Origin of the sequence: Rhodococcus sp. 14-2496-1d, assembly GCF_002259365.1 — a bacterium.
Taxonomy (GTDB): Bacteria; Actinomycetota; Actinomycetes; order Mycobacteriales; family Mycobacteriaceae; genus Rhodococcoides.
The window spans coordinates 13,347-39,293 of the sequence record NZ_NPFV01000024.1 but is presented as its reverse complement, the minus strand read 5'-3'; the positions used below and the strand labels follow the sequence as shown (position 1 = coordinate 39,293).

General features: G+C 64.9%; 24 protein-coding genes. 9 read left to right on the top strand and 15 right to left on the bottom strand.

Annotated features, from left to right (window positions below; genetic code table 11):
* The first annotated feature begins 10 nt into the window (after window positions 1-10).
* Complete coding sequence (locus CH296_RS17960; RefSeq protein WP_143546375.1) at window positions 11-664, top strand: hypothetical protein; 654 nt, start codon at window positions 11-13, stop codon at window positions 662-664.
* Here the strand turns inward: CH296_RS17960 and CH296_RS17955 are convergent, their stop codons facing one another.
* On the bottom strand, window positions 665-2,590 hold the full coding sequence (locus CH296_RS17955; RefSeq protein WP_179277757.1) for an NAD(P)/FAD-dependent oxidoreductase: 1,926 nt from the start codon (window positions 2,588-2,590) through the stop codon (window positions 665-667).
* A 183-nt stretch (window positions 2,591-2,773) separates the two neighbouring features.
* Between CH296_RS17955 and CH296_RS17950 the strand changes: the two genes are divergently transcribed.
* From CH296_RS17950 to CH296_RS17935, 4 genes are read left to right on the top strand one after another with little or no spacing between them, the layout of a single operon-like run.
* Entirely contained in the window at window positions 2,774-3,436 is a 663-nt protein-coding gene (locus CH296_RS17950; RefSeq protein WP_094647190.1) for a nitroreductase family protein, read from the top strand.
* Between the two features lie 25 nt (window positions 3,437-3,461).
* The gene (locus tag CH296_RS17945; protein ID WP_094685368.1) at window positions 3,462-5,024 is read left to right on the top strand and encodes a class I adenylate-forming enzyme family protein; all 1,563 of its coding nucleotides are present in this window, start codon (window positions 3,462-3,464) and stop codon (window positions 5,022-5,024) included.
* A complete protein-coding gene (locus tag CH296_RS17940) occupies window positions 5,021-5,662 on the top strand; it encodes a TetR/AcrR family transcriptional regulator (protein ID WP_094685367.1) in 642 nt (213 codons plus the stop codon). The genes CH296_RS17945 and CH296_RS17940 overlap by 4 nt, the downstream gene beginning before the upstream one ends.
* Window positions 5,652-6,785: a serine hydrolase gene (locus tag CH296_RS17935; RefSeq protein WP_094685366.1), complete on the top strand. Its 1,134-nt coding sequence runs from the start codon at window positions 5,652-5,654 to the stop codon at window positions 6,783-6,785. Before CH296_RS17940 ends, CH296_RS17935 begins: the two co-directional genes overlap by 11 nt.
* Window positions 6,786-6,788: 3 nt before the next feature.
* On the opposite strand, the gene CH296_RS17930 is transcribed toward CH296_RS17935, so the two are convergent.
* Genes CH296_RS17930 through CH296_RS17910 form a run of 5 tightly spaced genes read right to left on the bottom strand, consistent with a single transcriptional unit; the run spans window position 6,789 to window position 11,741 of the window.
* Window positions 6,789-7,667 carry an NAD(P)-dependent oxidoreductase gene (locus tag CH296_RS17930; RefSeq protein ID WP_094685365.1) on the bottom strand — a complete coding sequence of 293 codons (879 nt, stop codon included), beginning with the start codon at window positions 7,665-7,667 and terminating at the stop codon, window positions 6,789-6,791.
* Between the two features lie 38 nt (window positions 7,668-7,705).
* Complete coding sequence (locus CH296_RS17925) at window positions 7,706-8,779, bottom strand: 2,3-butanediol dehydrogenase (protein WP_094685364.1); 1,074 nt, start codon at window positions 8,777-8,779, stop codon at window positions 7,706-7,708.
* Between the two features lie 45 nt (window positions 8,780-8,824).
* Window positions 8,825-9,598 (bottom strand): SDR family NAD(P)-dependent oxidoreductase, encoded by a 774-nt coding sequence (locus tag CH296_RS17920; RefSeq protein ID WP_094685363.1) that lies wholly within the window; start codon window positions 9,596-9,598, stop codon window positions 8,825-8,827.
* Complete coding sequence (locus CH296_RS17915; RefSeq protein WP_094685362.1) at window positions 9,595-10,680, bottom strand: SDR family oxidoreductase; 1,086 nt, start codon at window positions 10,678-10,680, stop codon at window positions 9,595-9,597. Before CH296_RS17915 ends, CH296_RS17920 begins: the two co-directional genes overlap by 4 nt.
* A complete protein-coding gene (locus CH296_RS17910; protein WP_094619634.1) occupies window positions 10,677-11,741 on the bottom strand; it encodes a zinc-binding dehydrogenase in 1,065 nt (354 codons plus the stop codon). Before CH296_RS17910 ends, CH296_RS17915 begins: the two co-directional genes overlap by 4 nt.
* A gap of 164 nt (window positions 11,742-11,905) precedes the next feature.
* On the opposite strand from CH296_RS17910, the gene CH296_RS17905 reads away from it, so the two are divergent.
* Window positions 11,906-12,691, top strand: coding sequence for a helix-turn-helix domain-containing protein (locus CH296_RS17905; RefSeq protein ID WP_256980490.1), 786 nt, complete (start codon window positions 11,906-11,908; stop codon window positions 12,689-12,691).
* A 7-nt stretch (window positions 12,692-12,698) separates the two neighbouring features.
* Here the strand turns inward: CH296_RS17905 and CH296_RS17900 are convergent, their stop codons facing one another.
* The 5 genes from CH296_RS17900 to CH296_RS17880 form a co-directional block, all read right to left on the bottom strand.
* Window positions 12,699-13,469 carry an SDR family NAD(P)-dependent oxidoreductase gene (locus CH296_RS17900; RefSeq protein WP_094619633.1) on the bottom strand — a complete coding sequence of 257 codons (771 nt, stop codon included), beginning with the start codon at window positions 13,467-13,469 and terminating at the stop codon, window positions 12,699-12,701.
* A gap of 32 nt (window positions 13,470-13,501) precedes the next feature.
* On the bottom strand, window positions 13,502-14,476 hold the full coding sequence (locus CH296_RS17895) for a zinc-binding dehydrogenase (RefSeq protein WP_094685361.1): 975 nt from the start codon (window positions 14,474-14,476) through the stop codon (window positions 13,502-13,504).
* A gap of 36 nt (window positions 14,477-14,512) precedes the next feature.
* Entirely contained in the window at window positions 14,513-17,023 is a 2,511-nt protein-coding gene (locus CH296_RS17890) for an ATP-binding cassette domain-containing protein (RefSeq protein ID WP_094685385.1), read from the bottom strand.
* A 41-nt stretch (window positions 17,024-17,064) separates the two neighbouring features.
* The gene (locus CH296_RS17885; RefSeq protein ID WP_045194166.1) at window positions 17,065-18,150 is read right to left on the bottom strand and encodes an ABC transporter substrate-binding protein; all 1,086 of its coding nucleotides are present in this window, start codon (window positions 18,148-18,150) and stop codon (window positions 17,065-17,067) included.
* 67 nt (window positions 18,151-18,217) lie between these two features.
* Window positions 18,218-19,303 (bottom strand): ABC transporter permease, encoded by a 1,086-nt coding sequence (locus tag CH296_RS17880; protein ID WP_094685360.1) that lies wholly within the window; start codon window positions 19,301-19,303, stop codon window positions 18,218-18,220.
* Between the two features lie 380 nt (window positions 19,304-19,683).
* Between CH296_RS17880 and CH296_RS17875 the strand changes: the two genes are divergently transcribed.
* Genes CH296_RS17875 through CH296_RS17865 form a run of 3 tightly spaced genes read left to right on the top strand, consistent with a single transcriptional unit; the run spans window position 19,684 to window position 22,095 of the window.
* A complete protein-coding gene (locus tag CH296_RS17875; protein ID WP_094685359.1) occupies window positions 19,684-20,085 on the top strand; it encodes a nuclear transport factor 2 family protein in 402 nt (133 codons plus the stop codon).
* Between the two features lie 35 nt (window positions 20,086-20,120).
* On the top strand, window positions 20,121-21,191 hold the full coding sequence (locus tag CH296_RS17870; protein ID WP_094647365.1) for a maleylacetate reductase: 1,071 nt from the start codon (window positions 20,121-20,123) through the stop codon (window positions 21,189-21,191).
* 1 nt (window position 21,192) lies between these two features.
* Window positions 21,193-22,095 carry a dioxygenase gene (locus tag CH296_RS17865; protein WP_094685358.1) on the top strand — a complete coding sequence of 301 codons (903 nt, stop codon included), beginning with the start codon at window positions 21,193-21,195 and terminating at the stop codon, window positions 22,093-22,095.
* A 21-nt stretch (window positions 22,096-22,116) separates the two neighbouring features.
* Here CH296_RS17865 and CH296_RS17860 read toward each other — a convergent pair whose 3' ends face one another.
* From CH296_RS17860 to CH296_RS17845, 4 genes are read right to left on the bottom strand one after another with little or no spacing between them, the layout of a single operon-like run.
* Window positions 22,117-23,220, bottom strand: a complete 1,104-nt coding sequence (locus CH296_RS17860) for an LLM class flavin-dependent oxidoreductase (protein WP_094685357.1) — start codon at window positions 23,218-23,220, stop codon at window positions 22,117-22,119.
* A 43-nt stretch (window positions 23,221-23,263) separates the two neighbouring features.
* Window positions 23,264-24,310 carry an ABC transporter substrate-binding protein gene (locus tag CH296_RS17855; protein ID WP_094685356.1) on the bottom strand — a complete coding sequence of 349 codons (1,047 nt, stop codon included), beginning with the start codon at window positions 24,308-24,310 and terminating at the stop codon, window positions 23,264-23,266.
* Window positions 24,311-24,346: 36 nt separating this feature from the next.
* Window positions 24,347-25,066 carry an ABC transporter ATP-binding protein gene (locus CH296_RS17850; RefSeq protein ID WP_094685355.1) on the bottom strand — a complete coding sequence of 240 codons (720 nt, stop codon included), beginning with the start codon at window positions 25,064-25,066 and terminating at the stop codon, window positions 24,347-24,349.
* Window positions 25,067-25,069: 3 nt separating this feature from the next.
* On the bottom strand, window positions 25,070-25,924 hold the full coding sequence (locus tag CH296_RS17845) for an ABC transporter permease (protein WP_094685384.1): 855 nt from the start codon (window positions 25,922-25,924) through the stop codon (window positions 25,070-25,072).
* Window positions 25,925-25,947: the final 23 nt, after the last annotated feature.

The following is a 25,947-nucleotide window of genomic DNA, read 5'->3' as shown; positions in this document are numbered from 1 at the left end:
GGAGCTCCGAGTGTTCCGCAGAACCGCCCTCCTCGCTGCCACCGCATCACTGACCGCTTTCGCGCTGACGGCCTGTGGCGGCGAGGACACCCCGGCTGCCGCGCCGACCCAGAGCACCAGCGTCACCGCACAGCTGCCCACGCCACCACAGGTGACCATCGCAGCGCCGTCGAGCACCGATGGTGCCGACGAATCGACGGACACGCCCTCGGCGACCGGTACGGAACCGACGGCCGACAATCCCGCGAACAACACCGCGCCCATCACACCGGTCGACCCGGCCAGCTACTCCGTGCCCGACAATCAAGTTGCATGGAAGTCCCCGTCCGGCAACGTGTACTGCAAGATCGGATCGGGCCCGTTCTCCTCCGGCTGCCAGGCGTCCGATGCACCGGTACCCGATGGCGCAGGCACCGATTGCGCACCGAACACCACGTTCAGCGTCGACATGCTGTCGAAGGGCTTCTACCTCGACCCGGGACACGTCGCCCCCACGTGTTTCAACCAAGGGGTGTTCGGGGCCGAGGGTCAGAAAGTGTTGGAATACAACACATCCATCACCTTCAACGGCTTCACGTGCTTCTCCCGCGTCGAGGCGATGATCTGCGACGCGGGTGGCGGCCACGGCTTCGTACTCTCGATGCAGCAGGCGACGTCCAACTGATCAGCGAGCCTCATCCCGTCGAGGCTCCATGACGAAGTCGTCCAGATCGGCGCGCCGCGTCATCTCCCAGTAGTCGACGATGCGCCACGGCAACGTCGAGACCACGCGTCCGGCGTCGTTGCGGTACCAGTTGTCCATGCCGCCGTGCGACCAGATCATCTTGGCGTGCGCCTCGTCGTGCTTGCGGACGTACTCCGCCTCGACATCGGCCTTGCACTCGATGGCTCCGATTCGCTTGTCCACCATGTCGATCAACACATCGACGATGTAGCGAACCTGACATTCGGCGATGGTGATGTAACTGCCGCCGTGACCCAGTACGGTTCCCGGACCGCAGGTGATGAAGAAGTTCGGAAAGTCCGGGACGGTGATACCGAGATACGCGTGCGCATCCTCGGGGCCCCAGATATCGCGAATGGACTCCCCCGATCGCCCACGCACGTCGATCGGCGTCAGCAGCTTGTGCGTCTCGAAGCCCGTCGCCAGGATCACCACATCGACCTCGGTCTCCGAACCATCGCGTGCCACAACCGAGTTGGCGGTGATGGACGAGACGGCGTCGGCGACGAGGGTGACGTTGTCGCGTTTGAGCGCGGCGTACCAACCGTTGTCGAGCAGCATCCGCTTACCGAAGGGCGGGTAATCGGGCAACGACTTCTCGATCAGATCTGGTCGGCCTTCGAGCTCGGCCTCGATGTAGCGGGTGAACACGCGTCGATGCGCGTCGTTCACCGGGTTGATCGAGCGCGCCGGATGCTCCCACTCGGGATCGACCTGCAGCGAGCTGTGCACGCGATCGTTGAAGTTCCAGGCCAACCTGGTCCGGTACCAAAGCCTATACAGCGGCACGACATCCATCAAGTAGTTGGCGTCGTCGCTCATCTCGGTGAAATAAACGTCGCTCGACGCAACCCACTGAGGCGAACGCTGGAAGACCGTCGCATGCCCCACCGTCGACGCGATGGCCGGCAGCACCTGCATGGCGCTGGCCCCGGTACCGACGATGGCGACGCGCTTACCGGTCAGATCCAGATCGGCCGGCCAGTTCGCCGTGTGGAAGATCGGCCCGTCGAACGACTCCAGGCCGGGGATATTCGGCACCTTCGGCCGATTGAGCTGACCGGTAGCGGTGATCACCACGTCTGCGGTCAGCGTTTCGCCGTCGACCGTCGTGACGGTCCATCCCTGCCTCTGCGCGTCGTACTCGGCGGTCGCCACTTCGGTGTCAAACCGAATGCGTTGCCGCAGATCGTGTTCGGACGCCACGTCGCTGAGGTACTCCCACACCTCGTCGCGCTTGCCGAAATGCGTGCTCCAGGCCCGCGGCGCGAAGGAGTAGGAGTACAGGTGACTCGGAGTGTCGACGCCCGCACCGGGGTAGGTGTTCTCGAACCAGCCACCGCCGACGTCGGAGTTCTTCTCCAGCACTGTGTGACTGATGCCCGCCTCGTGCAGCTTGATGGCGGCGAGCATTCCGGAGACGCCGGCACCGATCACGATGACCGACAGATCGTTCGGAGCCGCCACCGGACTGTCCGCGGCGGTGAAGCCCATGTCCTCGGCGACCATGACGCCGAACTCGGGAGGAACTTGCTCACCGACGGCCACGCTGATCATCTCGACGAGGTGCTCCGAGTCAGGTGAGGGCACCGCCATGGGCGTGCCTTCGTGGAACGCGCAGATCGCGTCGAGTGCTGCGGAGCGGATGCGGTCGGCAACTGCGTCGTCGAATCCTCCCGTGTCGTTGTTGTCCATCCCCCGACTACGCGTGGGGCGATACGGATCGGCGAGCCACATGGGATTGCCGGTCAACTGATAGAGCACCGCCACCAGCGTGGGCAGGTTGGCCGCAGTGAGAGCCCGCGAGAGTCGATCCCGATCAACCCCACCCACGGTTTCCGCTGCCGTTGCTGCGTCTGTGGACACCGGTACCTCCTGTTGCGCGCTGCTCCATCCGACTCCGACAGCTCAACTAACCACGGTTAGGCAATTCTGCGCAAGGGATTCGCAATCCCGACATTCACAGCTTTTTAACCCTTGACAATGTGGCCCACGCCACACGATGCTTCATAGCACTACCTAACAGTGGACAGGCGAAGGGAAACACCCATGGAACTCACCGAGGCGATGCGCACCACCGGCACCTGCAGGCGGTACCTCAGCGATCCCGTTCCCGACGAGGTGTTCAAGGCCGCGTTCGACGTCGCCCGCTTCGGCCCGCAGGGCGGCAACCGTCAGCCCGTGCGGTGGATCGTCGTGCGCGACGCCGCCCGTAAGCAGGCCCTCGCCGATCTCTACCTCCCGATGTGGGACGCCTACTTCGCCGGCATCACCGGCGGAACCGTCGCCGTCGGCGCATTGCCCAAGACCGTGCAGGACGCCGACTACTTCGCCCGCCACCTCGCCGAGGTGCCCGCCATTGTGGTGGTCTGCGCCGCGCTGGACGGACTGCACCCCACCGACCACGAACTCGGACGACTCTCCGTCGTCGGCGGCGCCTCCATCTACCCCACCGTGCAGAACCTGTGCCTGAGCCTGCGCGATCAGGGCGTCGCCACCGCGGTGACGACGCTGCTGTGCCACGAGGAACCGGCCATCCGCGAACTGCTCGGCATCCCGGACGAATACATCACCGCCGCACACATCGCCGTCGGCTATCCGGAGAAGTCGTTCCCGCGCAAGCTCACTCGCGATCCCGTGGAGCAGATCGTTGCGGCAGAGACGTTCTCGCAGCCGATGTTCGACTCCGCTGCACTCTCCCCCGCCCTGTAGAAGCTCGTACCTGAAGGAGTCCGCCGTGCCCGGTACTGCCACCCACCACCGCTCCCCCATCGGACGCGCCACCATCGGCGATCAACTTCGTCGTCATGCGCGGACGCAGCCGAACAAGGTCGCATTCATCAGCTACGCGGCGGACGGCACGCGTGAGGTCACGACCTACGGCGAACTCGATTCTCGCGCAAACCGGTTCGCCAACCTGCTGGTCGACCTCGGAGTGACCACGGGCGACCGCGTCGCCTCGATGGCTCGCAACAGCGTCGACGTGGTGGTCGCGTACTACGGCACGCTCAAAGCCGGAGCAGCCTTCACAGGCATCAACGTAATGTACCGCGCAGCCGAGGTGAAGCACCAACTCGAACATGCGGAACCGACTGTGGTGGTGGCCGATCCGGCCTACGCCGAGATCATCTCCTCGGTGAAGCCCGACGCCACCACCCTGGTGACGTTCGGACCCGAATACGCCGCACTGACGGCGAACACCCCATCCACCGAGCCGGACGTCGAGATGGACGAGAACGACGTCGCGATGGTCATCTACACCTCGGGAACCGAAGCGGCTCCCAAGGGCGTGATGATCCCGCACCGCAACTTCCTCATCTCCACCGCGCCCGCGTGGAGCTGGGGCCTGCGTACAGGGCCGGAGGACACCTGGCTGTTCGTCATGCCCTTCCACACCATCGCCGGACTCGGCTCGATGACCACCCTGACACTGATGGGTGCCACGCTCGTGCTGCCTGCGACAGTCGACCCGGCGCAATCACTGCGCATCATCGCCGCCGAGAAGATCTCCGTCATCGCCCAGACGCCAACGTTCTACCTGGCCCTGGCCCGCGACGCGCAATTCGGCCCCGAGACCGTGAGCCAGGTCAGACGCTGCCTCACCTACGGTGGCCAGGTGTCGCCACACACGATCAGCGCCTGGGCCGCCGCCGCACCCGAGGCCATCTGGGGTACCTACTGGGGACAGTCGGAACTCTCGCAGCTCGGCTCGGTCGGCTGGTTCTCCACCCTCGACGACATCCCCGACGGCGACGCGTCGTGGATCGGTAAGCCCGTCACCCACCTCGAGATCAAGGTTGTCGACCCTGCGGGCAACGAGGGCGAGATCGGTGAATTGCTCTGCCGCACACCGTCGGTGATGCTCGGCTACTTCAAGGACCCCGAACGCACCGCCGAGGTGTTCCGGGATGGCTGGGTACACACCGGCGACATGGTCCGTATCGACGCCGACGGCAACCTGTTCTTCTACGATCGAATGAAGGACATGATCAAGTCGGGAGGGATGAACGTGTCGTCGCAGGAAGTCGAACGCACCATCCACACGCACCCGGACGTGCTGCGCGCCGCCGTCGTCGGAGTACCCGACCCGTACTGGTCCGAGGCCGTCACCGCCTTCGTCATCGCCCGCGACGGAGTGACCGCCGACCCGGCCGCGATCATCGAGTACTGCCGCACCGAGTTGGCGTCGTACAAGGCCCCGAAGTCGGTACACATCGTGGCCGAACTGCCCGTCGACCCGCAGGGCAAGATCCTCAAGCGTGAACTGCGACTGTTGGCGGCGGTCGAGGAGACCGTATGACTCAGCCCGATTCAACGCAACTGGCCGAGGTCACCGCTCTCCCCCGACAGCAACGCACTCGCCAACGACGAGACGACATCGTAGCCAACGCCGCCAATATCTTTGCGCGTGAGGGCTACTCGAACGTGGGGATGCGCAATATCGCCGACGCCGTCGGCATCAAGGGTGCCAGCCTCTACCACCACTTCCCGTCCAAGGAAGACATCCTCTTCGCGATCTGTCTGACGGTGACGCAGGAACCGGCCGAGGAGAACCTGCCGCTGCTCGACGCGGCCGGGACCCCCACCGAACGCCTGTCGTCTCTGGTGCGCGCGCACCTGGTGCATCTGAACCGGCGACGGGTGGAGTACATCGTCGGCCTGCACGAGTTGGCCTCACTGACCCCTGAGCACCGCAGCGTCATCGAGGACTACCGCCGCCAGTACCAACGACGCGTCCGCGACGTGATCACCGCCGGAATGCGCAGCGGTGAATTCACCGTCCCGGACGCGCGATTGGCGTCGTTCGCCCTGACCGACATGCTCAACGGCATCAGCAACTGGTTCCACGACGGCGGCGAGCTGAGCATCGAGGACGTCGCCGACGGGTACGTCGAACTGGCTGTCCACCGCATTCTGGGTGCAACACATGACGATTGACGGTCACTGCGACGCACGCTTCACCGCGGTACGAGAAGACCTGAGCGCCAACCTCGACAGCGGCGCCGAACTGGGCGCATCCATCGTGGTCGACATCGACGGCCACACCGCCGTCGACCTGTGGGGCGGCCATCGCGACACCGAACGTCGCTTGCCGTGGGAGTCGGACACGATCACCAACGTGTGGTCGACGACGAAAATGGTGACGTGTCTGGCGGCATTGATGCTGATCGACCGTGGGTTGGTCGATCCCGATGCGCCGGTGGCGTCGTACTGGCCCGAGTTCGCAGCCGCAGGTAAGGACGACATCGCGATCCGGAACCTGTTGTCGCACACCTCCGGGGTCTCGGGCTGGGACCGACCGTTCAGCGAGGAGGACCTCTACGACTGGGAACTCTCCACCTCGCGGCTGGCGGCGCAGGCACCGTGGTGGGATTCACGCACCACCTCGGGTTATCACGCGGCCAGCCAAGGCCACTTGATCGGAGAAGTCGTCCGACGCGTCACCGGAACATCGTTGCGGCAGTTCGTGGCCGACGAGATCGCCGGCCCCCTCGGTGCCGATTTCCAGATCGGTGCCGCCGAGACCGACTGGGATCGGATCGCCGACGTCGTACCGCCACCACCGCCGACCGATGATGGCGTGCCCGACCCGACGATGGTGCGTCGCAGGACCTTTCTCGGACCGTTGGTGCAGGCCTCGTCGGCGAACACCCCGGCGTGGCGCGCCGCGGACATGGGTGCACTGAACGGGCATGGCAATGCCCGATCGGTCGCGAGAATCCTGTCGGTCATCTCCCGAGGCGGCACCGTGGACGGCGTACGTCTGCTGAGCCCGGAGACGATCGACACGATCTTCGAGGAGCAATCCAACGGGGTCGATCTCGCCCTGGGCATTCCGTTGCGCTTCGGCCTGGGCTTTGCTCTGCCTCAACAGGAATCGATGCCCTACATCCCGGACGGCAAGGTCTGCTTCTGGGGCGGCTGGGGCGGATCATTGACCGTTCTGCACCCGGACTCGAAGCTGACCATCTCCTACGTGATGAACCGCATGGGTCCCGGAATCATCGGCTCCGACCGGGCGGAGCAGTACGTGCGCGCGGTTTACGACGCCCTCGCCTGACCGTCAGGATTCGGCGGGCTTCAGGAATTCGAGCACTGCGGCCATGTCCTTCGCCCCGAGCCCGGAATCCAACGCCCGGTCGAGAACGTTCCCGACGGTCGTGGCCTGAGGAAGGTCGAGGGTATGGTCGCGGGCCAATGCAAGTCCGAGGCCCACGTCTTTGTGCAGGAGCGACAACGGAAATGCCACCCCCGCGGCGTCCGGATCGAGAAAGTGCTCCTTCTTGTAGCCGACGTACGGCGCAGCGACCGCACTCGATCCCAGCACCTCGTACAGGGCGGACGGGGCCAAGCCGGCCGACTCGCCCAGAATCAACGCCTCGGCGACGGCCTGATTCAGTGCTGCGAGAACCGAATTGACCGCGAGCTTGGCCACCGAGGCGGTGCCCGCCGGACCGGTGTGGAACTGCGCGCGCGTCACTGCCTCGAGGATCGGCTTCAGGTAGGTGAACTGTTCGTCGTCGCACCCGACCATCGTCGTGATCTGCCCGGTATCGGCCAGGCTCACGCTGCCCGAGACCGGGGCGTCGACCACCGCGGTGCCCGAACCTGCTGCGCGCTCGGCGAACTCGCGCACGGCCGTCGGACCGACCGTACCCATCACCACGTGAAGGTGCTCCGACGCACCGGCCGTGGCGATTCCGTGCTCACCGAACAGCACCTCCTCGGTCGCTGCAGCATCGGGCAACATGCTGAAGGAGATCTCGGCGCGGGCCAGATCGGCGGGCGTCGTGGTGATCGTCATTCCCCGATCGACCAGTTCGGCCGGCGCGGTCTCCGGCGTCAGGTAGATATCGTAGGCGGTGACCGTGTGGCCCGCCTCGAGGAGGCGGCGCACCATGTGGGTACCCATGCGGCCGACTCCGGCGAATCCGATGTGCATTGGTTCTCCTAGCGTGGGGGTAAATACTGCGGTATCGATCAGGACGTCGGTGCGTTGCCGACCCGAACCAGAAGCTTCTGGGCGTCACCGTTGGGGTCCAGCAGCCGCTCGAATCCGTCGGCGACGATGTTCTCGACGTCGATGATCTCGCTGACGACCTTCTCCACCGGGTAGCGTCCGGATGCGACCAGGGCGATGATGCGCGGCCAGTCGTACACCGGGTAGCACCAGGTACCCACCAGGGTCAGGTCCTTGTTGGACATGGCCATCGGATCGATCGTGGCCGGCTTGACGTGCAGACCGACCTGGGCGACGGTTCCGCCGGAGCGAACGCTGCCGAGTGCGGCCGTCAGTCCGTGTTGGTGGCCCGAGCATTCTGCTGCGGCATCGACTCCGATACCGCCGGTCAGTGCGTGGACCGCGGCGGGCACGTCCTGCACGGTGGGGTCCAGTACCTCGGCGATGCCGAAGGCCTCGATCAGCGCTCGACGCTTGGCATTCGGCTCGGACACGATGATCTTCGCCGCGCCCGATGCGTGTGCGTACAGAGCGGACAGGGCACCGATCGGTCCCGCACCGGTGATGAGAATGGTGTCGCCTGCTCTCAGGCCGGTGCAGTCGACACCGTAGGCGGCCACCGCTGCCGGCTCGATGAGAGCGCCCTGGACGTCACTGACGCTGTCCGGGAGCACCGATACCTGCTGTTCCTGCACCGCAACCAGTTCGGAGATTCCTCCGCCGCCCCAGCTCAACCCGGTGCAGGCCATGATCACACACAGGTGGTTGAGTCCGCGTCGGCAGTAGTAGCACTTGCCGCAGGTGACGAGCGGCATCACCGAGACGCGATCGCCCACCTCGACCGACGTCACGTCGGAGCCGATCTCGACCACGCGCGCCGAGAATTCGTGGCCGAACACCTGCGGCGCTTTTGCGCCGGTGAGTGCGTGGGGTTCGGTCGGAATGACGATCGGACCGAAGGCGTACTCGTGCAGGTCCGTTCCGCAGATGCCGCAGAAGAACGGACGAAGCAGAACCTCGCCGGGGCCGACCTTCGGGGCCGGAACGTCTTCTACCCGTACATCGTGTCGGTCGTGAAATACCGCGGCGCGCATAGCTTTCTCCTGTAGTCGATGTTCTGTGTGCAGGGGGTGTCCGCGTCAGACCGCGGTGATTCCACCGTCGATGGTGACCGCGGAACCGGTCTGATAGCCGACGTCCTCGCGGAGGAGGAAGACCACCAGCTCGGCGATCTCCTCGGGTGATCCGTAGCGCCGCAGCGGTGTGCCTTCGATGAATCGGTCGCGCTCGAAGTTCGGATCGTCCGGGTTGACCAGACTTTCGGACCTCGACATCAACGGGGTGTCGACCGGCCCGGGGCAGATGCAGTTCACTCGAATGCCGTGAGCGGCGGATTCGGCTGCAGCACTGCGGTTCAGACCCAGAACGGCATGCTTGGTCACCACGTAGTCGGAGCGATCGGGAGCGCCCTTGAGGCTGAGAATCGAACCGGTGTTGACCACCGCTCCACCTCCGGACCGACGCAGCAGTGGGAGTACGTGCTTGAGCCCGAAGAACATTCCGTTGAGGTTGACGTCGACCACCGATCGCCATTCGCTCTCGGTGGTGTCGACGATAGACTTGTGCACTCCCTCGACCCCGGCGTTGTTGAAGAACAGTCGTGGTTCACCGATCAGCGAGGTCGCGGCATCCGCATAGGCCTTCACCTGATCGTGGACGGACACGTCGGCGGCGAACGGATGGATCTCGCCGTCCGACTCTGACGCGGTGCGCTCCGCGGCCGCCATGTTCATGTCGACGGCGAGCACCCGCGCACCCAGGGACGCAAGTCGATGCGCCACCGCTCGACCGATTCCGCTGCCGGCACCGGTGACGATGGCACCTTTGTTCGTGAACTGCGACTGCTCGTTCATCGCTGACTCCTCGGGAGGATTCCGGCCGCGCGGTAGCTTTCGGTCTTGTCCATGAAACTCTCGAACGTGGATCGGAACCCGAGGAAGCCGGCCTTGCGGCTCTTGGTCATGTCGGTCAGGCATTCGATGTCGCGGCCCAGGTCGCCGTCCGTATGCCACCAGGACGCGAGACGCTCGACATCGGCTTCGACCAGATCGTGCTTCGCGGCGATCTCCGCCCATACCTTCGGGGCGTCTTCCATGCGGTCGTCGAGCGGCTTGGGGGCGTCGGAGAACCCGACGGGTTCGACGCCGAACGCCTCCGCGATCTGCGGCCACATCCAGCGCCAGCGGAACACGTCACCGTTGGCGATGTTGAACGCTTCGTTCTCGCCCTCGGCATGCGTTGCCGCCCAGATCATCTGCTCGGCGAGAAGGTCTGCGTCGGTGATGTCGGTCAGCCCGTTCCACTGGGTGTCCGAGCCGGGGAACACGAACGGAGCTCCGGTCTCGCGGCAGATCTCGGCGTAGACCCCGAGGGTGAGTGCCATGTTCATCGCGTTGCCCACCGCGTAGCCGAAGACGGTGTGCGCTCGGTGCACGCTCCAGGTGAACCCCCGCTTCTCCGACGCTGCGAACAGCTCGTCCTCTTGGGTGTAGTAGAAGTTCGGGTTCGGCAGCCGGGGTTCGCTCTCGTGGAACGGGGTTTCGGCCATGACACCGGTCGCGTAGTCGTCGAACGGGCCGAGATAGTGCTTCAGGCCGGTCATCAGCGCGACGTGACGCAGTGCGGACTTGCCCTTCATCGCACTGAGGACGTTGCGGACGATGCTCCCGTTGACCTCGATGTTCTCGGCCTCCGAGTCCTGCTTCATCCAGGCCGTGACGAACACGATCTCCGGGTCGACGCCGTCGAGTGCTGCAGCCAGCGACTCCGGATCAAGCAGATTCGCCGAGACCGGCACCACGCCCTCCACCGGATTGGTCGTGCCGCGGGCCAGACCGTAGGTGGTCCATCCGGCGTCGACGAGTTGACGCGAGATCGTCTGGCCGGCAATGCCGGTGGCACCGATGACGAGTGCCGCTCTGCTGGGCGCGCTCATCGGATCGCCGGATCGACGAGGACTTTGCCTTCGACCTTGCCCGTCGAGAGCCTGTCCAACTCCGAGGGCAGTGCCGCCAGTCCGACGGGCGTCTCGGCCAGCTCTCCGCCGAGCGGTCCGGTGTTCAGGATATCCAGTGCGGCAGGCAGATCGGTGTCGCACACGTGGGCCAAGGTGGTTTCGAGAGTGATCTCTCGAAAGACGAGCGAATGCACATCCAGCTCCGGTTTCTCTTTGGGAATTCCTACTGCGAGCACGCGGCCACCATCGGCCACCATGGTCAACGCCGAGACCAGCTGGCCGGGCGCTCCGCTCGCTTCGATGACGACATCGGGTTTCTTTCCGCCCAGAGCCTCGACGATGTCCGCGCCGAGGTCGTCGGACGGGGTGATCGTGCGGTGTGCCCCGAGGCGCGAGGCGCGATCCAGTCTCTTCCCCGGAAAGTCGACGACGGTGACCTCGACGTCGGCCAGGTGCTGCAGTCCGGCAAGGACGAAGGAGCCGATGGCACCGGCACCGATGACGACGACGTTGTCCCCGTCACGGGCACCCGAGCGCCGGGCCGCGTGAATCCCGACGGCCAAGGGCTGAGCGAGTCCGGCGTGATCGATGGACAGCCCCTCGGGCAGCGCGCGCAATGTCTTCGACGGGACGCTCGCGTACTCCGCCATGCCGCCGTCGACGTTGAGTCCCAGGGTCTTGTAGGTCGCGCACTGGTTGGTGCGGCCTTCCCGGCAGCGTCGGCATGTGCCACACCAGATTCCGGCTCCGGTGGCCACCAGATCTCCGATCTTCGTCTCGGAGTCGGGGTCTGCTTCCACCACCTCGCCGACGAATTCGTGGCCGAGGATCAACGGGCCCTGATGCCCGCTGTTCGGATGCCGGCGCAATACCGGGAAGGTCTTGGGTCCGGCCACCCATTCCGAGGCGTCGGTGCCGCAGATACCCGAGCGTAGAACGCGTACGAGCGCCTCACCCGACCCGCGTCGGGGAACGGGAACCTCCTCGACGCGGATGTCGCGCGCGCCGTGGTACACGGCGGCCTGCATGGTGTCGGGCACGATTCCTCCTGGACGAACATTGAATGTGATGCACGCTACTTCTTGAGTGTAGAGTAACACTGCACATGTTCAGTGCCAAGCGTCACACCGTGAAAACCTTTGTACGAACGCGGAACAGCGGAATGACCGAGCAATGAGACAATCGATGCACTACCGTCCGTCCAGTGGGTGCGTACACCCGGCAGCAGGGGGAGACGGTGAAGGCAGAGGTGGGAGGCGGCGAAAGAATGACCGAAGAAACTGTCCAGGTCGAATCGACCGAGACGGCCGTTCAGATGAACGCGCAGATGGGCCTGCGTCTACGCGGAGCGCGTGAGAAGGCGAACATGTCGCTGCGCGAGATGGCCCGTCGAGTTCACCTGTCCCCCAGCTTCATCTCCCAGGTCGAGCTCGGCCGAACGGCACCCTCGGTAGGGACGCTGTATGCCATGGTCACCGAGCTGGGTCTGTCCCTCGACTCCTTGATGGCCGAAGACGTTGCACCGCACGACCTCGAGACCCCGGCCCCGGTGCCCTCGGCACGGCCGACGCTCACGGACCGCACCGAGGTGGCGCATGCGAACGGCAGCTCGCGAACATCCTCGGTTCAGCCGCTCCCCGAAGTGGGAGCGCTCCCGGGTCTCCAGCGTGCCGACGAACGGCCCGAGTTGTACCTCGGCGGAGTCCGGTGGGAACGCCTGACCCCGGACGACGATCCGGACGTGGAGTTCCTCCGAGTCACCTACCCTGCCGGGACCGAATCCTGCCCCGCGGACAACCTGATGAACCACGGCGGCAAGGAATACATCCATATCCTGTCCGGACGCTTGGAGATTCAGGTCGCCTTCGCTCGCCAGGTGCTCGGCCCGGGCGACAGTCTCCACTTCGACTCGTCCATTCCGCACCGGTTGAGCAACCCACACGACGAGACCTGCGTCGCAATCTGGTTCGTGGTCGGCCGACAGAAGTGATGCGGTCTCACACCGCCGTGTAACCGCCGTCGACCACCAGTGCCGCGCCGTGCACGAAACGCGCCTCGTCACTGGCCAGGAACAGCACAGCGTTGGCGACGTCCTCCGGCTCACCGACGTGACCGATCGGATGCTTGGGCTCCATGATGTCGAGATAGCCGCGCAATCCACCCTCGCTACGTTCGGCCAGCTCACGCACGAACGGAGTCAGAATGGTGCCGGGGTGCACGGAGTTGACCCTGATGCCGTCGCGTCCGTACGTCACCGCATCCTTCTTCGTCATGATCGTGACCGCGCCCTTGGCCGCGTGGTACGGGGCCATCTCGTGCGAGCCGACGAGCCCGTAGATCGACGAGATGTTGACGATGCTGCCACCGCCGTTGGCCCGCAGGTGTCCGATGGCGTGCTTGGTGCAGAAGAAGACGCCCTTCACATCGACCGCGAACACTGCGTCCCACTCGGCCTCGGTGACCTCGTGGGTTGGCTTGTCGACGCCGGAGATGCCGGCGTTGTTGACGAGGATGTCGAGTTTTCCGAACGTCGCGGTCACCTGCTCGAACACCGAGGACACCTCGGCTTCGTCACTGACATCCAATCGCCAGAACGCCGCCCGCCCACCCTGCTCCTCGATCATCCGGACGGTCTCAAGTCCGTCGCTCTCGGAGACGTCGGTGACCGCGACGGCGGCTCCTTGGGCAGCGAACAGCGTTGCCATAGCGCGACCCATTCCCTTGCCGGATCCGGTGACGATGGCGACTTTGTCGGTCAGACGAGACATGAAGGGTCCTCGGTGTCGTATGGGTTCGGAAATCAGAGACTTGCGTCGAAGGTGATGTGCACCTTGATGTTCTCGGCCGGCTTCTGTGCCTCGTCGAGAGCGGTCACGGCATCGTCGGCCGCTATTTCCCGCGTCACGAGTCCACCGAGATCGAGCCCACTCCTGGCGATGAAGCGCAGGGTCGCAGGCCACACGCCCGGCGAGCCGATCGCACCGCGGATGTCGAGCTCCTTGGATTGGATGAGCCCCAGTTTCGCCGGTGCCGATCGTCCGACGTCGATGCCGATGTACACCACCCGTGCGCGGTGCCCGGCGAGTTCGAGTGCACTGGCCATCACCTCGGGTCGGCCGGTTGCCTCGACGACGACGTCGGCACCTCGGCCGCCACTGACCCCGTCGAGTAGTTCGTCGACCTCCTCCGGGGTGACCGCATGGGCGGCACCGAGTTCCAGCGCGGCCTGCCGACGTCCCTCGGATGGTTCCACCACGATGGTCGTCGCCCCCAGTGCTGCGCCGCCGGCCACCACCCCGAGGCCGATCGGTCCGGCTCCGAGTACGACGAGTACGTCGCTCGCGTTGACGTTTCCGGCACGCATCAGTCCGTAGTAGCCGCAGCTGAACGGTTCGACGAGCGCGCCGCTGGTGAACGAGACCTCGTCGGGAAGCTTGTGCAGCCATGCGGGTTTGACGACGAAGAACTCTGCCGCGGCTCCGCTGATGGAGAACCCGAAGTGGTCATCGCCGATGACGCATTCTCCGACGACACGGTCGCCCACCTGGAAGCCGTCGACGTCGGCACCGACCTTCGCGACCTCACCGGACCATTCGTGTCCGGGAATGATCGGGTACTCGAACGGGATGATGTAGCGGCCCTCGAGCAGTTCGATATCGGAATGGCAGACGCCGACCGATCGTGCGGCGATCAGAACCTCGTCCGCCGCTATGGTCGGGATGTCGAGATCGGCGACCTCGGCCCGATTCTCTCCGACGAACCTGAGTGCTTTCACTGTTGTCTCCTCTGTATGACGTTGGTATGCGGGCGATCAGTGCTTGCGGGCCGAATTACGTTGCTGCAAAGCGACATACAGTACGGCGGCCACGATGACGATGGCGCCCTGCAACCAGTACTGCCATGCCGTACCCAGGCGCAGGAAGTTGGCGAGGGCCAGAATCACCTGCAGCAGTAGCGCTCCGAGCAGTACCGCTACCGGCGAACCGCTACCGCCGCGCAACAGTGTTCCGGCCACGACGACCGCGGTGATGGCCGACAGGGTGAAACCGATCCCCTGGTTGGGGTCACCGACGCCGACCTGACCGACCAACATGATCCCGCCGAGCATCGTCATCAACGAGCAGCCGATGTAGGCCGCGGTCACGGTGAGACCGTTGCGCACGCCCATCTTCTCCGCGATGCTGCTGTCGGATCCCGACGCGCGCAGGGCCATTCCGGGTCGCGTGTATCGCAGAACCGCGCCGAGCGCGACGGCGGCGAGTACCGCGATCAGGAACGCCACCGGAATCGGACCGATGCTGTAGTTGATCGCATCGAGAATCGCGAAGTCGACGTATCCATCGATCTCCGGCCGAAGCAGCAGCGATATTCCTTGAATACCGATGTACGTCACCAGAGTTGCTGCGACGGCGGTGAACCCCAGGCCTCGAATCAGTCCGCCGTTGATTGCACCCACGACGATCGCTGCCGCCACCGCGACGGCGACACCGGCAACCAGACTCGCCACCGAGGCCCCGTCGAACCAGAAGAACGACATGATGACCAGCACCAATCCGGTGAGCGGTCCCACCGACAGATCGATACCGCCGGTCATCACCACCAGCATCTGGCCGAGCGCGATGAAGCCGAGCGCCGTGGTGGTGAGCAGAACCGACACGATGTTGGCCTCACCGAGGAACCGCACGTTCTGCGTCGTGGCGATCAGTGACAGCAGGACGATGGCTCCGAGCAGGATGTACGCGGGCAACGATCGAACGAGCTTGTTGGGCGGCGTGTCCACCGCGCCGGCACCGGATGTCGCCGCACTGTTTCGGTGACCGGTCGCCGACACCATCGCCTGCATCATGTTGTGCTCGGTCACCGCATCACCACTGAGCGATTCGACCACGGTGCCGCGTGAGAGAACCAGAACCCTGTCGCACAGTCCTTCGAGTTCGACGGCGTCGGAGGACAGTACGACGATCGCCATGCCCGCGTCGGCGGCGTCGCGCAGCTCGCGGTAGATCTCGGCGCGCGCACCGGCGTCGACGCCCTGAGTCGGCTCCTCGGCCAGGATCAGCGCGGGCTTCGACAGCAGCGCTCGGGCCAACACCACTTTCTGCTGATTTCCGCCCGATAGATTGCCCACCGCCGTGTCGACGCTCGGTGCCTTCACCGTCAGCGAGTCGGCCATCGCCGACGTCAGTTTCCTTTCGCGGCTCTTGTCGATGATCCCGTGGCGGACGAAGCGACCGAACGCACCGAGCGCGGAATTTTCTCGGATCGAGAAGTCCGGCAGTACCCCTTCTCCCGCGCGGTCGGCGGGCATGAAGGCGATGCCGGCCTTGTGGGCGTCCGCCGAGGACTTCAGCGTCAACCGGTCACCGCCCAACCACACGATCCCGGTGGACTCGCTCAGGCCGGCGAGGGCTCGAAGCAGTGCCACCTGTCCGTTGCCTGCGACGCCTGCGAGTCCGACGATCTCGCCTGCGCCGACTGTGAAGGAGACGTCGTCGAAATCCGGGCTCGACAGGTTCTCGACCACGAGACCGTCTGCGCTCGGCCCGGTTCCCTTGGGCGGGAACACGGCGTCGACGTCGCGGCCTGCGATGAGCGTGATGATCTCGTCGTCGGTGAGCGACTGCGGATCGTAGGAGCCGCGCACCCGGCCGTCGCGAAGAATGGTCATCGTGTCCGCCAGTTCCCGGACCTCGGGGATGCGGTGGGTGATGTAGACGACCGCCACCCCGGCTGCGGCGAACCGGCGCACCTGCTCGAACAGCAGATCCACCTTGTCCTGTACCAGCGGCGCGGTCGGCTCGTCGAGGATTAGCACCTTGGTGTCGGTCGCGAGCGCCTTGGCGATCTCGATCAGCTGACGCTCCGCGATGGGAAGGTCACCGCACTTGGTGTCGGGGTGGACGGTGCAGCCCACCACCGCCAACTTCTCGGTGACCCACGGGCCCATCTCGAACACCGAGGGACGCATGGTCCGAGGAATGGCCAGCACGAGGTTCTCGGCGACCGTCAGGTCCGGCAACAGGGCCGGAGTCTGGTGAACGATGGAGATGCCGAGAGCCAAGGCGTCGGCCGGGGTGAGAGCGGTCCGCTCGACGCCGTCGACGACGACGGATCCCGATGTGGGCGTCTGGGTTCCCGAGATGATCGACATCAGCGTCGACTTGCCCGCGCCGTTCTCGCCGAGAAGAGCGTGCACCTGTCCCGGTCTGATGTCGATGTCGACACCGGACAGTGCGGTGACGGGGCCGAAGGTCATGCCGATGCCGCGAACCTGAAGGTACGGCTCGGCGAGAACGGTTGTGGACGTGAATGTCTCGTTCATCGAAGCTCCTGACAGCACTGGCTGCGGTGTGATCGGACGTGTCATTGCAGAACCTCTCCGATGCGTTGCGGATCGAGGGTGCTGGACAGGAGGGCATCCTCGGGTAGAGCCGGGTTGCAGATCGGCGCGCTCGGTTCGGCGCTGATCGAATCCTCGAACGCCACCGGCACATCGACCTTGGACTCGGGTGCGATGCCCCCGGTCGCTTCGGCCACGACGTGTTGGACGGCGAGGCGCACCATGTAGGTCTGCGAGGTGACCGTGAACAACTCGAACCCGGGATTGGCGTCCTTGAGCTGCGCGTACTGGCAGGACAGTCCGTTGGAGTCGGCCGACGCGATCAGCGGCAGCGGGCGTCCGGCCTGCTGGAATGCCGTCATGATGCTGGTCGCGGCGAAGTCGGTCATCACCGCGTCGATCTGGGGGAAACGCGAGAGCATGGTCGAGGTGGCCTGCTGGGTTTCCGCGGGCGTCCAGTTGGTGACGGTGAACGGTTGGTCGCCGATCAACTTGATGCCCGGATGATCGACCAGGACTTCCTGCATGCCTTCGTACTCCGCGAGATCCTGGGAGTTCGCGGGCGGTCCGCCGAGGAAGAGGACATTTCCTTCCCCGTTCGGCAGCGATTTCACCAGCCACTCGGCGTACAACCGGCCGATAGCGCCGAAGTCGGCGGCCACGAACGTGGTGTACTCCGAGCCCTCGGACCCACCAGGAGATATCCGATAGGGAACGACGGCGACACCGGCCTTGTACTCGTAGCGCAGCGCCGGAAGAATCGCTTGTCCTGCGTCGGGGAACACCAGCATGCCGTCGACGCCCTGAGCGCCGAGGCTCTTGATGTCGGCGATCGCCTTCTGAGTGTCACCCTGGGCATCGGTGGTGATGAAGTCCGTGACGGACGAACACTTGGCGAGCTCGTCCTGCAACTCAGCGAAATTGGTTCGCTTCCAACTGTTTCCGCCGCTACCGTCGGCGAACCCGATGACGGCCTCGTTGGGACCGCACCAGTCCGGCCGTGGCTCGCTGCTGGACACGGTCTCGAAGCCGCCCACCGAACAGCCCGCGATCAGGGCAGCAACGGGCAGCAGCGTGAGCATCCGCAGGGTGTAGGTCGTGAGCTTCATCGATGATGTCCTCGAGTCAAGGGGGAAGAACGAATGTCGTAACGGGCCAGGTGCCGTGTGCCGGCGGTCATGCCACCTCGACCGGCTTCCTGGGTTCCTCGACGGCCGGGGCGCGACGCTTGCCGCCGGGCCGGAAACCGCTGTGGAAGGCGACACCGAGACCGAGCGCGAGAGCCTGGATGAGGATCTGCCAGCCGTAGGCGAGTCCCAGAGTCGAGGCCAACCGGTCGACCTGAGTGAAGAAGACTGCCGCGATCAACGAGGCGAGCACACTGCCCTTACCGCCGAGCAGCGATGTGCCACCGAGAACGACGGCAGCCACCGACGGCAGCAGGTAGGTGTTGCCCTCACTGATTCCAGGGGTGTTCACGATGCCGGTCAGCAGCACGCCGGCGACGGCATACAGCACTGCCGCAACGGAGTACGCGCCCAGTGTGTAACGCAACGGGGCAATACCGGCCGCGACGGCGACCCGCGGATTGGCACCGACGGCCTCGAAGATGCGTCCGGTCGGGGTGAGGCGAACGACGACCCCGACGACGACGGTCAGGACGATCGCGACGACGACGGTCACCGGAACTCCGAGCACCGTCGATCCGATGACATCGGACAGTCCGGTCGGAGTACGGCGGGCGGCACCCTCGGAGACCGCCCAGGTCGCACCGATGAGGAGCGCATTCATGCCGAGGGTCGCGACGATCGGTGCCACGTTCAACCGCGCGACGACGAAGCCCGAGACGGCTCCGGCCACCGCAGCGATGAGAAAGGCCGCGGCAACTGCCAGGAAGATCGCGCCGGGTGTGCCGCTGCTCGCGAGTTTGGTGACCACGACCACGGACAGGGAGAACACGCCCGGTACCGACAGATCGATACCGCCTTGCTGCACGACCAGGGTTTGCCCGATCGCGACGACCGCCAGGATCGCGGCGAACGGCAGCATCGCGGAAATCGCCCCGCCGCTGACACTCTGTGGCGCGAGTACTGCGCTGATCAGGAACAGAACGACGGTGGCGATTCCGATGGCGACGGCACCTCTGGCTCGTCCGCTCAGGGCCGCGCGCAGTCCGCCTGCCGTCGATCGTTCGTTGCCGGGAGTGGGCCCGATTCCCGTCGAGGGCGCGGGTCCCCCAGCCGATTGACCATGTGATGTCACGAGAGTTCTCCGTTGATCGGGCGATGAGGGTTGTGAATCCAGCGGGATGTTTCGCTGCGTGAAACTCGGCTGTGCACAAGCAGGCGAACATAGAGCTTCAGAATGTCCACCAATGCTGCATGAATGTCCTGTCCTGATTGAACTGTGCAGTGGGTCACTTTGTCAAGCACGCAATGCTGTGGGCCACTTCTGCCGGGAATAGAGATGCCTCTAGCTGGACTTACTCGGCGAAAAATATGGCGGTCTCGCACCGACCGAAGTACAGGAAGACCGTTTCGTCACGGTCGAGAGTGTTCTGTGACAGTTGACACTCACCGTCCGGCTGCCTACCGTCATCACCACCGGCACACCTGCAGCCGCTCGACTTTTCAGGAGAACCCATGACACAGGCCCAGGAACTCGACATCGACGCCATCAAGGCCACGATCTCCGAGCTCGAGAACAAGCGCTACACGGCGATCGTCGACGGCGACCTCGATGCCTTCACCAGCTGCTGCCACCCGAACCTCGTCTACACCCACTCCGACGGCAGCCGCGATACCGTCGAGTCGTACCTTCAGAAGGTCACCTCGGGCTTCTACGTCTACCACCGCATCGACCACCCCACCGACGACATTCTGGTCTCGGGCGACACCGCAGTGGTGGTCGGTGAGATGAACGCGAGTATCACCGCCAACGGCACCGAGAAGGAACTGGTGAACAACTCGATCGCCGTGTGGGTCAAGGAGAACGACCAGTGGCTGCTCCTCGCCTACCAGCCGACTCCGCGCCCCTCGCACTGACACTCACTCGGCTCACTGACACACCGGAGGCACGGATGCTCGAATTCGAGCACGATTCACTCGCACAACGCGTTCTGTTCGGAGCAGGCAAAGCAGCATCGAATCTCGCTGCCGAGGTCGCTCGACTCGGTGCCACCTCCGTCATGGTGATCGCCGGCCCCGCCGAGACCGATCTGGCCAACTCGGTATGCAGCGAGATCGAGCCGCGACTGATGTATTCCGAAGTGGTCCAGCATGTTCCGATCGAGACGGCGGAGAAGGCGCGAGCCGCAGCTCACGAGCACGACATCGATCTGCTGGTCAGCATCGGAGGCGGGTCGACCACCGGCCTGGCGAAAGCCGTCGCCCTCACCAGCGGTATCCCCATCGTCGCCGTTCCCACCACGTACGCGGGCTCGGAAGCCACGAACGTGTGGGGACTGACCGAGTCCTCGCGCAAGACCACCGGCGTCGACGCGCGGGTGCTCCCCACCACCGTGATCTACGACGTGCTCTCGCTGTTGACCCTGCCGGTGGAGTTGAGCGTGGCGTCGGGACTCAACGCTCTGGCGCATTCCGTCGACTCGATGTGGGCTCCGCGCGCGGATCCGATCAACTCGACGCTCGCGGTGGAGGCCATCACTGCACTGTCCAGCGGACTTCGAGACATCAAACGAGATTCCGCCAGCCAATCCGGCCATGAGCAAACCCTGTACGGCGCTTACCTTTCCGCGGTCGCCTTCGCGTCCGCAGGGTCCGGACTGCACCACAAGATCTGTCATGTGCTCGGCGGCACGTACAACATGCCGCATGCCCAAACCCATGCGATCGTGCTGCCACACGTACTCGAATACAACGCTCCGTATGCACCGACGGCCGAGCAGCGCATCGCGAGTGCCTTCGGGAGCAGCACTGCAGTCGAGGGACTGTGGTCGCTCCGAACCGAACTCGACGCACCTACCGCGCTGCGCGACTACGGGATGAACGAGTCCGATCTGGATGAGGCCGTCGCACTCGTTCTCGACGCGGCTCCCGCCTCCAATCCGCGGCCGGTCACTGCTGAATCGCTCATGATACTGCTCCGTAACGCCTGGGCCGGAACGACTTCCGAGAACGAGGGACGCTGACATGGGTATCGACAGTCGCACCGACATCTCCGCCGAGCAGAGCAGCCGGGAGCGGGCACTGACCGACAAGGTCGTCGCCAGTTTCGCCGACACCCCCGATCCGCGACTGCGAGAACTGCTCACGGGATTGACCGAGCATCTCCACGCGTTCATCCGAGAGGTCCGGCTGACGCAGGACGAATGGAACACGGCCATCGAGTTCCTCACCGAGGTCGGTCACATCACCGATGACCGACGTCAGGAATTCATTCTGCTCTCCGACGTTTTCGGGGCCTCGATGCAGACCGTGACCGTCAACAACGAAGCGATCGCAGGCGAGACGGAGTCGACGGTGTTCGGTCCGTTCTTCGTCGACGACGCCCCCGCCATCGAGTCGGGAGGGGACATCTCCCACGGCGCACCGGGCCAGGCCTGCTGGGTCGAGGGAACCGTCACCGATATCGCAGGCGACCCCGTTGCGAATGCTCGGATCGAAGTATGGGAGGCCGACGACGACGGCTTCTACGACGTCCAGTATTCGGACGGACGGGTCGCCGCCCGCGGTCACCTGTTCTCCGACGAGAACGGAAAGTTTGCGTTCTGGGGCCTCACCCCGACTCCGTACCCCATCCCGTTCGACGGACCCGTCGGGCGGATGCTCGACGCCGCAGGACGCTCGCCGATGCGGGCGTCGCACCTGCATTTCATGGTCACCGCCGAGGGTCAACGGACACTGATCACCCACATCTTCGTACGCGGCGACGAACTGCTCGATCGCGACTCGGTGTTCGGCGTCAAGGACTCCCTCGTCAAGGACTTCGTGGAACAGCCTGCCGGAACCCGCACCCCCGACGGTCGCGACCTCGGAGAAAACACCTGGTCGAGAGTGCAATTCGACATCGTTCTCGCGCCGACGGCCGTGTGAGCGACGCCTGCGCCGCCGAGATCACCTGGCCGGAACGGTGACTCCTCTGGCGTCGAGGATCGGTCGAACACCCTCGGCGAAGTGATACGCCTCTTCCAGGTGCGGGTAGCCCGAGAGGATGAACTCGTCGAAGCCTGAATCATGGTATTCGCCGATCAGGTTCGCAACCTCCTCGTGCGAACCGACCAGGGCCGTCCCGGCTCCGCCGCGAACGAGTCCGACACCCGCCCACAGGTTGGGGTAGATCTCGAGCGAATCCTTGCTGCCGCCGTGCAACGCGGCCATCCGGCGCTGCCCCTCGGACTGCGAGGACGAGTGCAGTGCGTGAGCCTGGGACACCTGATCCTCGGGAAGCTCGTCGAGAAGCTTCTGCGCGACAGCCCAGGCCTCCTCGGACGTGTCACGGCTGATGGTGTGCAGGCGAATGCCGTAAGTGAGCTTGCGGCCCTCGGCGTCCGCGAGCGCCTGTACCTTCTCGATCTTGGCGCGAGCGTCGGCCGGCGGCTCGCCCCACGTCAGGTACGTCTGCACTCGCTTGGCCGCAACCTCGAGAGCCGGCTCGGACGAACCACCGAACCAGAACTCCGGCAACGGATCCGGTGCCTCGGACACCCGTGCATCGGCCACCTCGAAGAACTCGCCCTTGTGGTCGACCGACGGCTCGGTCCAGATGCGTTGGACGAGTTCGAGAAACTCGTCGGTGCGAGCGTAGCGACGATCGTGGTCTATCCAGTCCCCGAACCGACGCTGCTCGACGTCGTCGCCGCCGGTAACGATGTTGAACAACACCCGTCCCTCCGAGAAGCGCTGCAACGTCGCCGCCTGCTGCGCCGCCAACGTCGGCGGTGTGAGGCCGGGACGGAAGGCGACGAGGAACTTCAGCCGTCGGGTGCTCTGCAGTAGAGCAGCCGTGGTCAGCCACGCATCCTCGCACCAGGTTCCCGTCGGAGTCAGCACGCCCTCGAAGTCGAGTCGGTCCGCAGCCTGCGCCACCTCGGTGAGGTAGCGCAGCGACGGGCGACGAAACCCGGCGGGTTCGCGGAGGTTACCGGATGCGTGGGAGGCACCGACGATGGAACGGCCGTCGCCCGCGGTGGGAAGGAACCAGAAGATGCGTGCGGTCACGAGTGAACTCCTACGACGTGGTGGGTGATCAGTTGGTGGCTCGTCAGTTGCTGGAGAGGGTGGCGTCGGCGATGGCGTCGGCGTACCGCGTGTCGACGAAGTCCGCGAACGTGTTGCCGCCGGGAATGCTTCCGCTCTCGACGAAGGCATCGAAGAGTGCCTGCTCGGACTCGATCACCGTGTCGTCGAGCGCAATTGCGGGTCGCTGGCTTCGTCCCTGAGCCAATTCACCGGCGGCAGGGTCGATGCCGACGGCCGTGGAGTACGCCGCCGCCCAATCGGCCGGGTTGGCGTTCGCCCAGGCGGATGCCTTGGCCAGACGAACGACGAAGTCCTGCAGCGCAGTGTTCTTCGCGGGGTCGTCCAGCGCCTGTTGCGAGGCGATACCGAAGCCGTAGCCGTTGGCCACGCCCTCGGCGGTGGTCAGCGTCTTCGAGCCGTTCTGGACCTGCGCGATCGCGGTGAACGGATCCCAGATCGCCCAGGCATCGACCTCACCCGAGGTGAATGCCGTCAGCGCATCCGCAGGCTGGAGGAAGACCAACTGAACGTCGTCGGTGGTCAAGTCGGCTTTCTGCAACTGCAGCAGTACATGGCCGTGCGCCGAACTTCCCTTGCCCACTGCGATCTTCTTGCCCCGCAGGTCTGCGAACGACGCGAGAGTCGAATCGGCAGGCACCAGAATCTGATCGCCACTCGCATCGTTGGTGTAGGCGGAGACGACCTTGATGCGCGCGTTGGCTGCGACTCCGAACACCGGGGGTGTGTTACCCGTGACCGCGAAGTCGATCTGACCGGCCGTTGCGGCCTCCACCTGCGGCGGACCGGACGTGAAGGTGGAGAACGCAACGTCGTACGGCGCAGAGTCCAACTCCCCCGACGCACGAAGCAGGGCTTCGGTGCCACCCTTCTGGTCGCCGACGTCGAGGGTGACGGTAGCGAGCTGGTCGTTCGAGACGAGTTCGGGCGCTTCGGTGGTTGTGGTGTCGCTGCCGCGGGAGACGCAACCGGTGAGTCCGACAACCGTCAGGGACAGGGCAGCGAGTATCCCTACGGCGCGCAGCGATCGGGAACGAGCGTATGACGACATGCGTGAAAGATCCTTCTTATGAGAGGAATTGATTACTCAGTGAACGCCGAGGGCGGAGAGCAAATGGGTGCGGATGCGAGAGAATCCGGCTGTTCCTCGGTCGCGTGGACGAGGCAGGTCGATGGTGACGGTCTCGGCCACGCCACCCCCGTCGAGCACCAACACCCGGTCTCCCAACGCAATTGCCTCGTCGACGTCGTGCGTGACCAGGAGGATGCCGAATCGGTGCCGACCCCACAGGTCGAGCAGCAGCGACTGCATGGACAGCCGGGTGAGCGCGTCGAGAGCGCCGAACGGCTCGTCGAGCAGCAGCAGCTCCGGCTCGCCCACCAATGCTCTGGCGAGTGCGGCGCGCTGAGCTTGGCCGCCGGACAACGTCATCGGCCATGCGTCGCGCTTGTCGGCGAGGCCGACTTCGTCGAGGGTCGCATCCGCAGCTGTCAACGCTTCGTTCCCCGTCACGCCGGCTGTGTTGAGCCCGTAGGAGACGTTCTGGCGGACCGAGCGCCACGGAAACAGCCGCGGTTCCTGGAACGCCACCGCGGGATGCCCGGCGACATGCCGCTCCCCGGTGTGGTCCGTCGACAGGCCGGCCAGAACACGCAGAATCGTTGACTTACCGGAGCCGGATCGTCCCACCAGCGAGACGATCTCGCCGCGTTCGATGGACAGGTCGACACCCTTCAACACGTGACTGGCACCGTAGAACTTGTCGATGCCGCGCAGCGTGGCGACCGAGGTCGTCGTCGAGGTCATGAATCAAGCATCCAATCGGTAACGGAGAGCTCGTTTTTCGAGGATTCGGACGATGCCGTCGGTGGCGATTCCCATCAGGGCGTAGACGACTAGCCCGAAGATGATGGTGTCCACCCGCAGGAAATCGCGCGCGTTGTTAATGATGTAGCCGAGCCCGGATTCGGCGTTGATCTGCTCGGCCACGATCAGCGACAACCACGCAATGGCCAACGACTGACGAAGTCCCACCAGCAGTTGCGGGGCGATGCTCGGCGCAATGATCGTGGTGAACCGCTGACGCCACGAGAAACCGAGTACGACGGCCGTGTCGAGGAAATTGCGATCGATCTGGCGGATCGCCGAGAACGTGTTCAGATACAACGGAAATGCGACTCCGAGAGCAACGAGCAGGATCTTGGGAGTCTCCCCGATTCCGAACCACAGGATGAACAGCGGGATGAGACCGAGGTGCGGTAGCGCGCGCAGCATCTGCAGCGGCGGGTCGACGGTTGCCTCGGCAAGTTTGGACAGTCCGACGAGCGCTCCGAGCGCCACCCCGATCACCCCACCGAGCACGAGCCCCTGGACTACGCGAGTTCCGGAAATGGCCAGGGCGTTCGCCAGTTCGCCGTTGCGCAGCAATTCCAGACCTGCATCGAAGATCAGTGACGGTGCAGGCAGCACTCGTTCGGAGAGAACTCCGGCAGCGCTGGCGATCTGCCACAGAACGAGGAGGACGACCGGCGACAAGGCGCGCACGACGGTCCAGCGGTACCGCTGCCACGCAGACCCTTTCGGCGAGACGGGTACGGAGCCGATGTCGGAGGCATCGCTGTCGCTCGCGTCCGCGGGTCCCGCGGGAGCGGCATACGACGTCATGACCATGGCTACAGGCCTTCCGG

Bases quoted from the DNA above. Each gene is read 5' to 3' on its own strand.
- CH296_RS17950 (WP_094647190.1), top strand. From the start codon at position 2,774: ATGGAACTCACCGAGGCGATGCGCACCACCGGCACCTGCAGGCGGTAC.
- CH296_RS17940 (WP_094685367.1), top strand. From the start codon at position 5,021: ATGACTCAGCCCGATTCAACGCAACTGGCCGAGGTCACCGCTCTCCCC.
- CH296_RS17935 (WP_094685366.1), top strand. From the start codon at position 5,652: ATGACGATTGACGGTCACTGCGACGCACGCTTCACCGCGGTACGAGAA.
- CH296_RS17930 (WP_094685365.1), bottom strand. From the start codon at position 7,667: ATGCACATCGGATTCGCCGGAGTCGGCCGCATGGGTACCCACATGGTG.
- CH296_RS17925 (WP_094685364.1), bottom strand. From the start codon at position 8,779: ATGCGCGCCGCGGTATTTCACGACCGACACGATGTACGGGTAGAAGAC.
- CH296_RS17920 (WP_094685363.1), bottom strand. From the start codon at position 9,598: ATGAACGAGCAGTCGCAGTTCACGAACAAAGGTGCCATCGTCACCGGT.
- CH296_RS17915 (WP_094685362.1), bottom strand. From the start codon at position 10,680: ATGAGCGCGCCCAGCAGAGCGGCACTCGTCATCGGTGCCACCGGCATT.
- CH296_RS17900 (WP_094619633.1), bottom strand. From the start codon at position 13,469: ATGTCTCGTCTGACCGACAAAGTCGCCATCGTCACCGGATCCGGCAAG.
- CH296_RS17890 (WP_094685385.1), bottom strand. From the start codon at position 17,023: ATGAACGAGACATTCACGTCCACAACCGTTCTCGCCGAGCCGTACCTT.
- CH296_RS17885 (WP_045194166.1), bottom strand. From the start codon at position 18,150: ATGAAGCTCACGACCTACACCCTGCGGATGCTCACGCTGCTGCCCGTT.
- CH296_RS17875 (WP_094685359.1), top strand. From the start codon at position 19,684: ATGACACAGGCCCAGGAACTCGACATCGACGCCATCAAGGCCACGATC.
- CH296_RS17870 (WP_094647365.1), top strand. From the start codon at position 20,121: ATGCTCGAATTCGAGCACGATTCACTCGCACAACGCGTTCTGTTCGGA.
- CH296_RS17865 (WP_094685358.1), top strand. From the start codon at position 21,193: ATGGGTATCGACAGTCGCACCGACATCTCCGCCGAGCAGAGCAGCCGG.
- CH296_RS17855 (WP_094685356.1), bottom strand. From the start codon at position 24,310: ATGTCGTCATACGCTCGTTCCCGATCGCTGCGCGCCGTAGGGATACTC.
- CH296_RS17850 (WP_094685355.1), bottom strand. From the start codon at position 25,066: ATGACCTCGACGACGACCTCGGTCGCCACGCTGCGCGGCATCGACAAG.
- CH296_RS17845 (WP_094685384.1), bottom strand. From the start codon at position 25,924: ATGACGTCGTATGCCGCTCCCGCGGGACCCGCGGACGCGAGCGACAGC.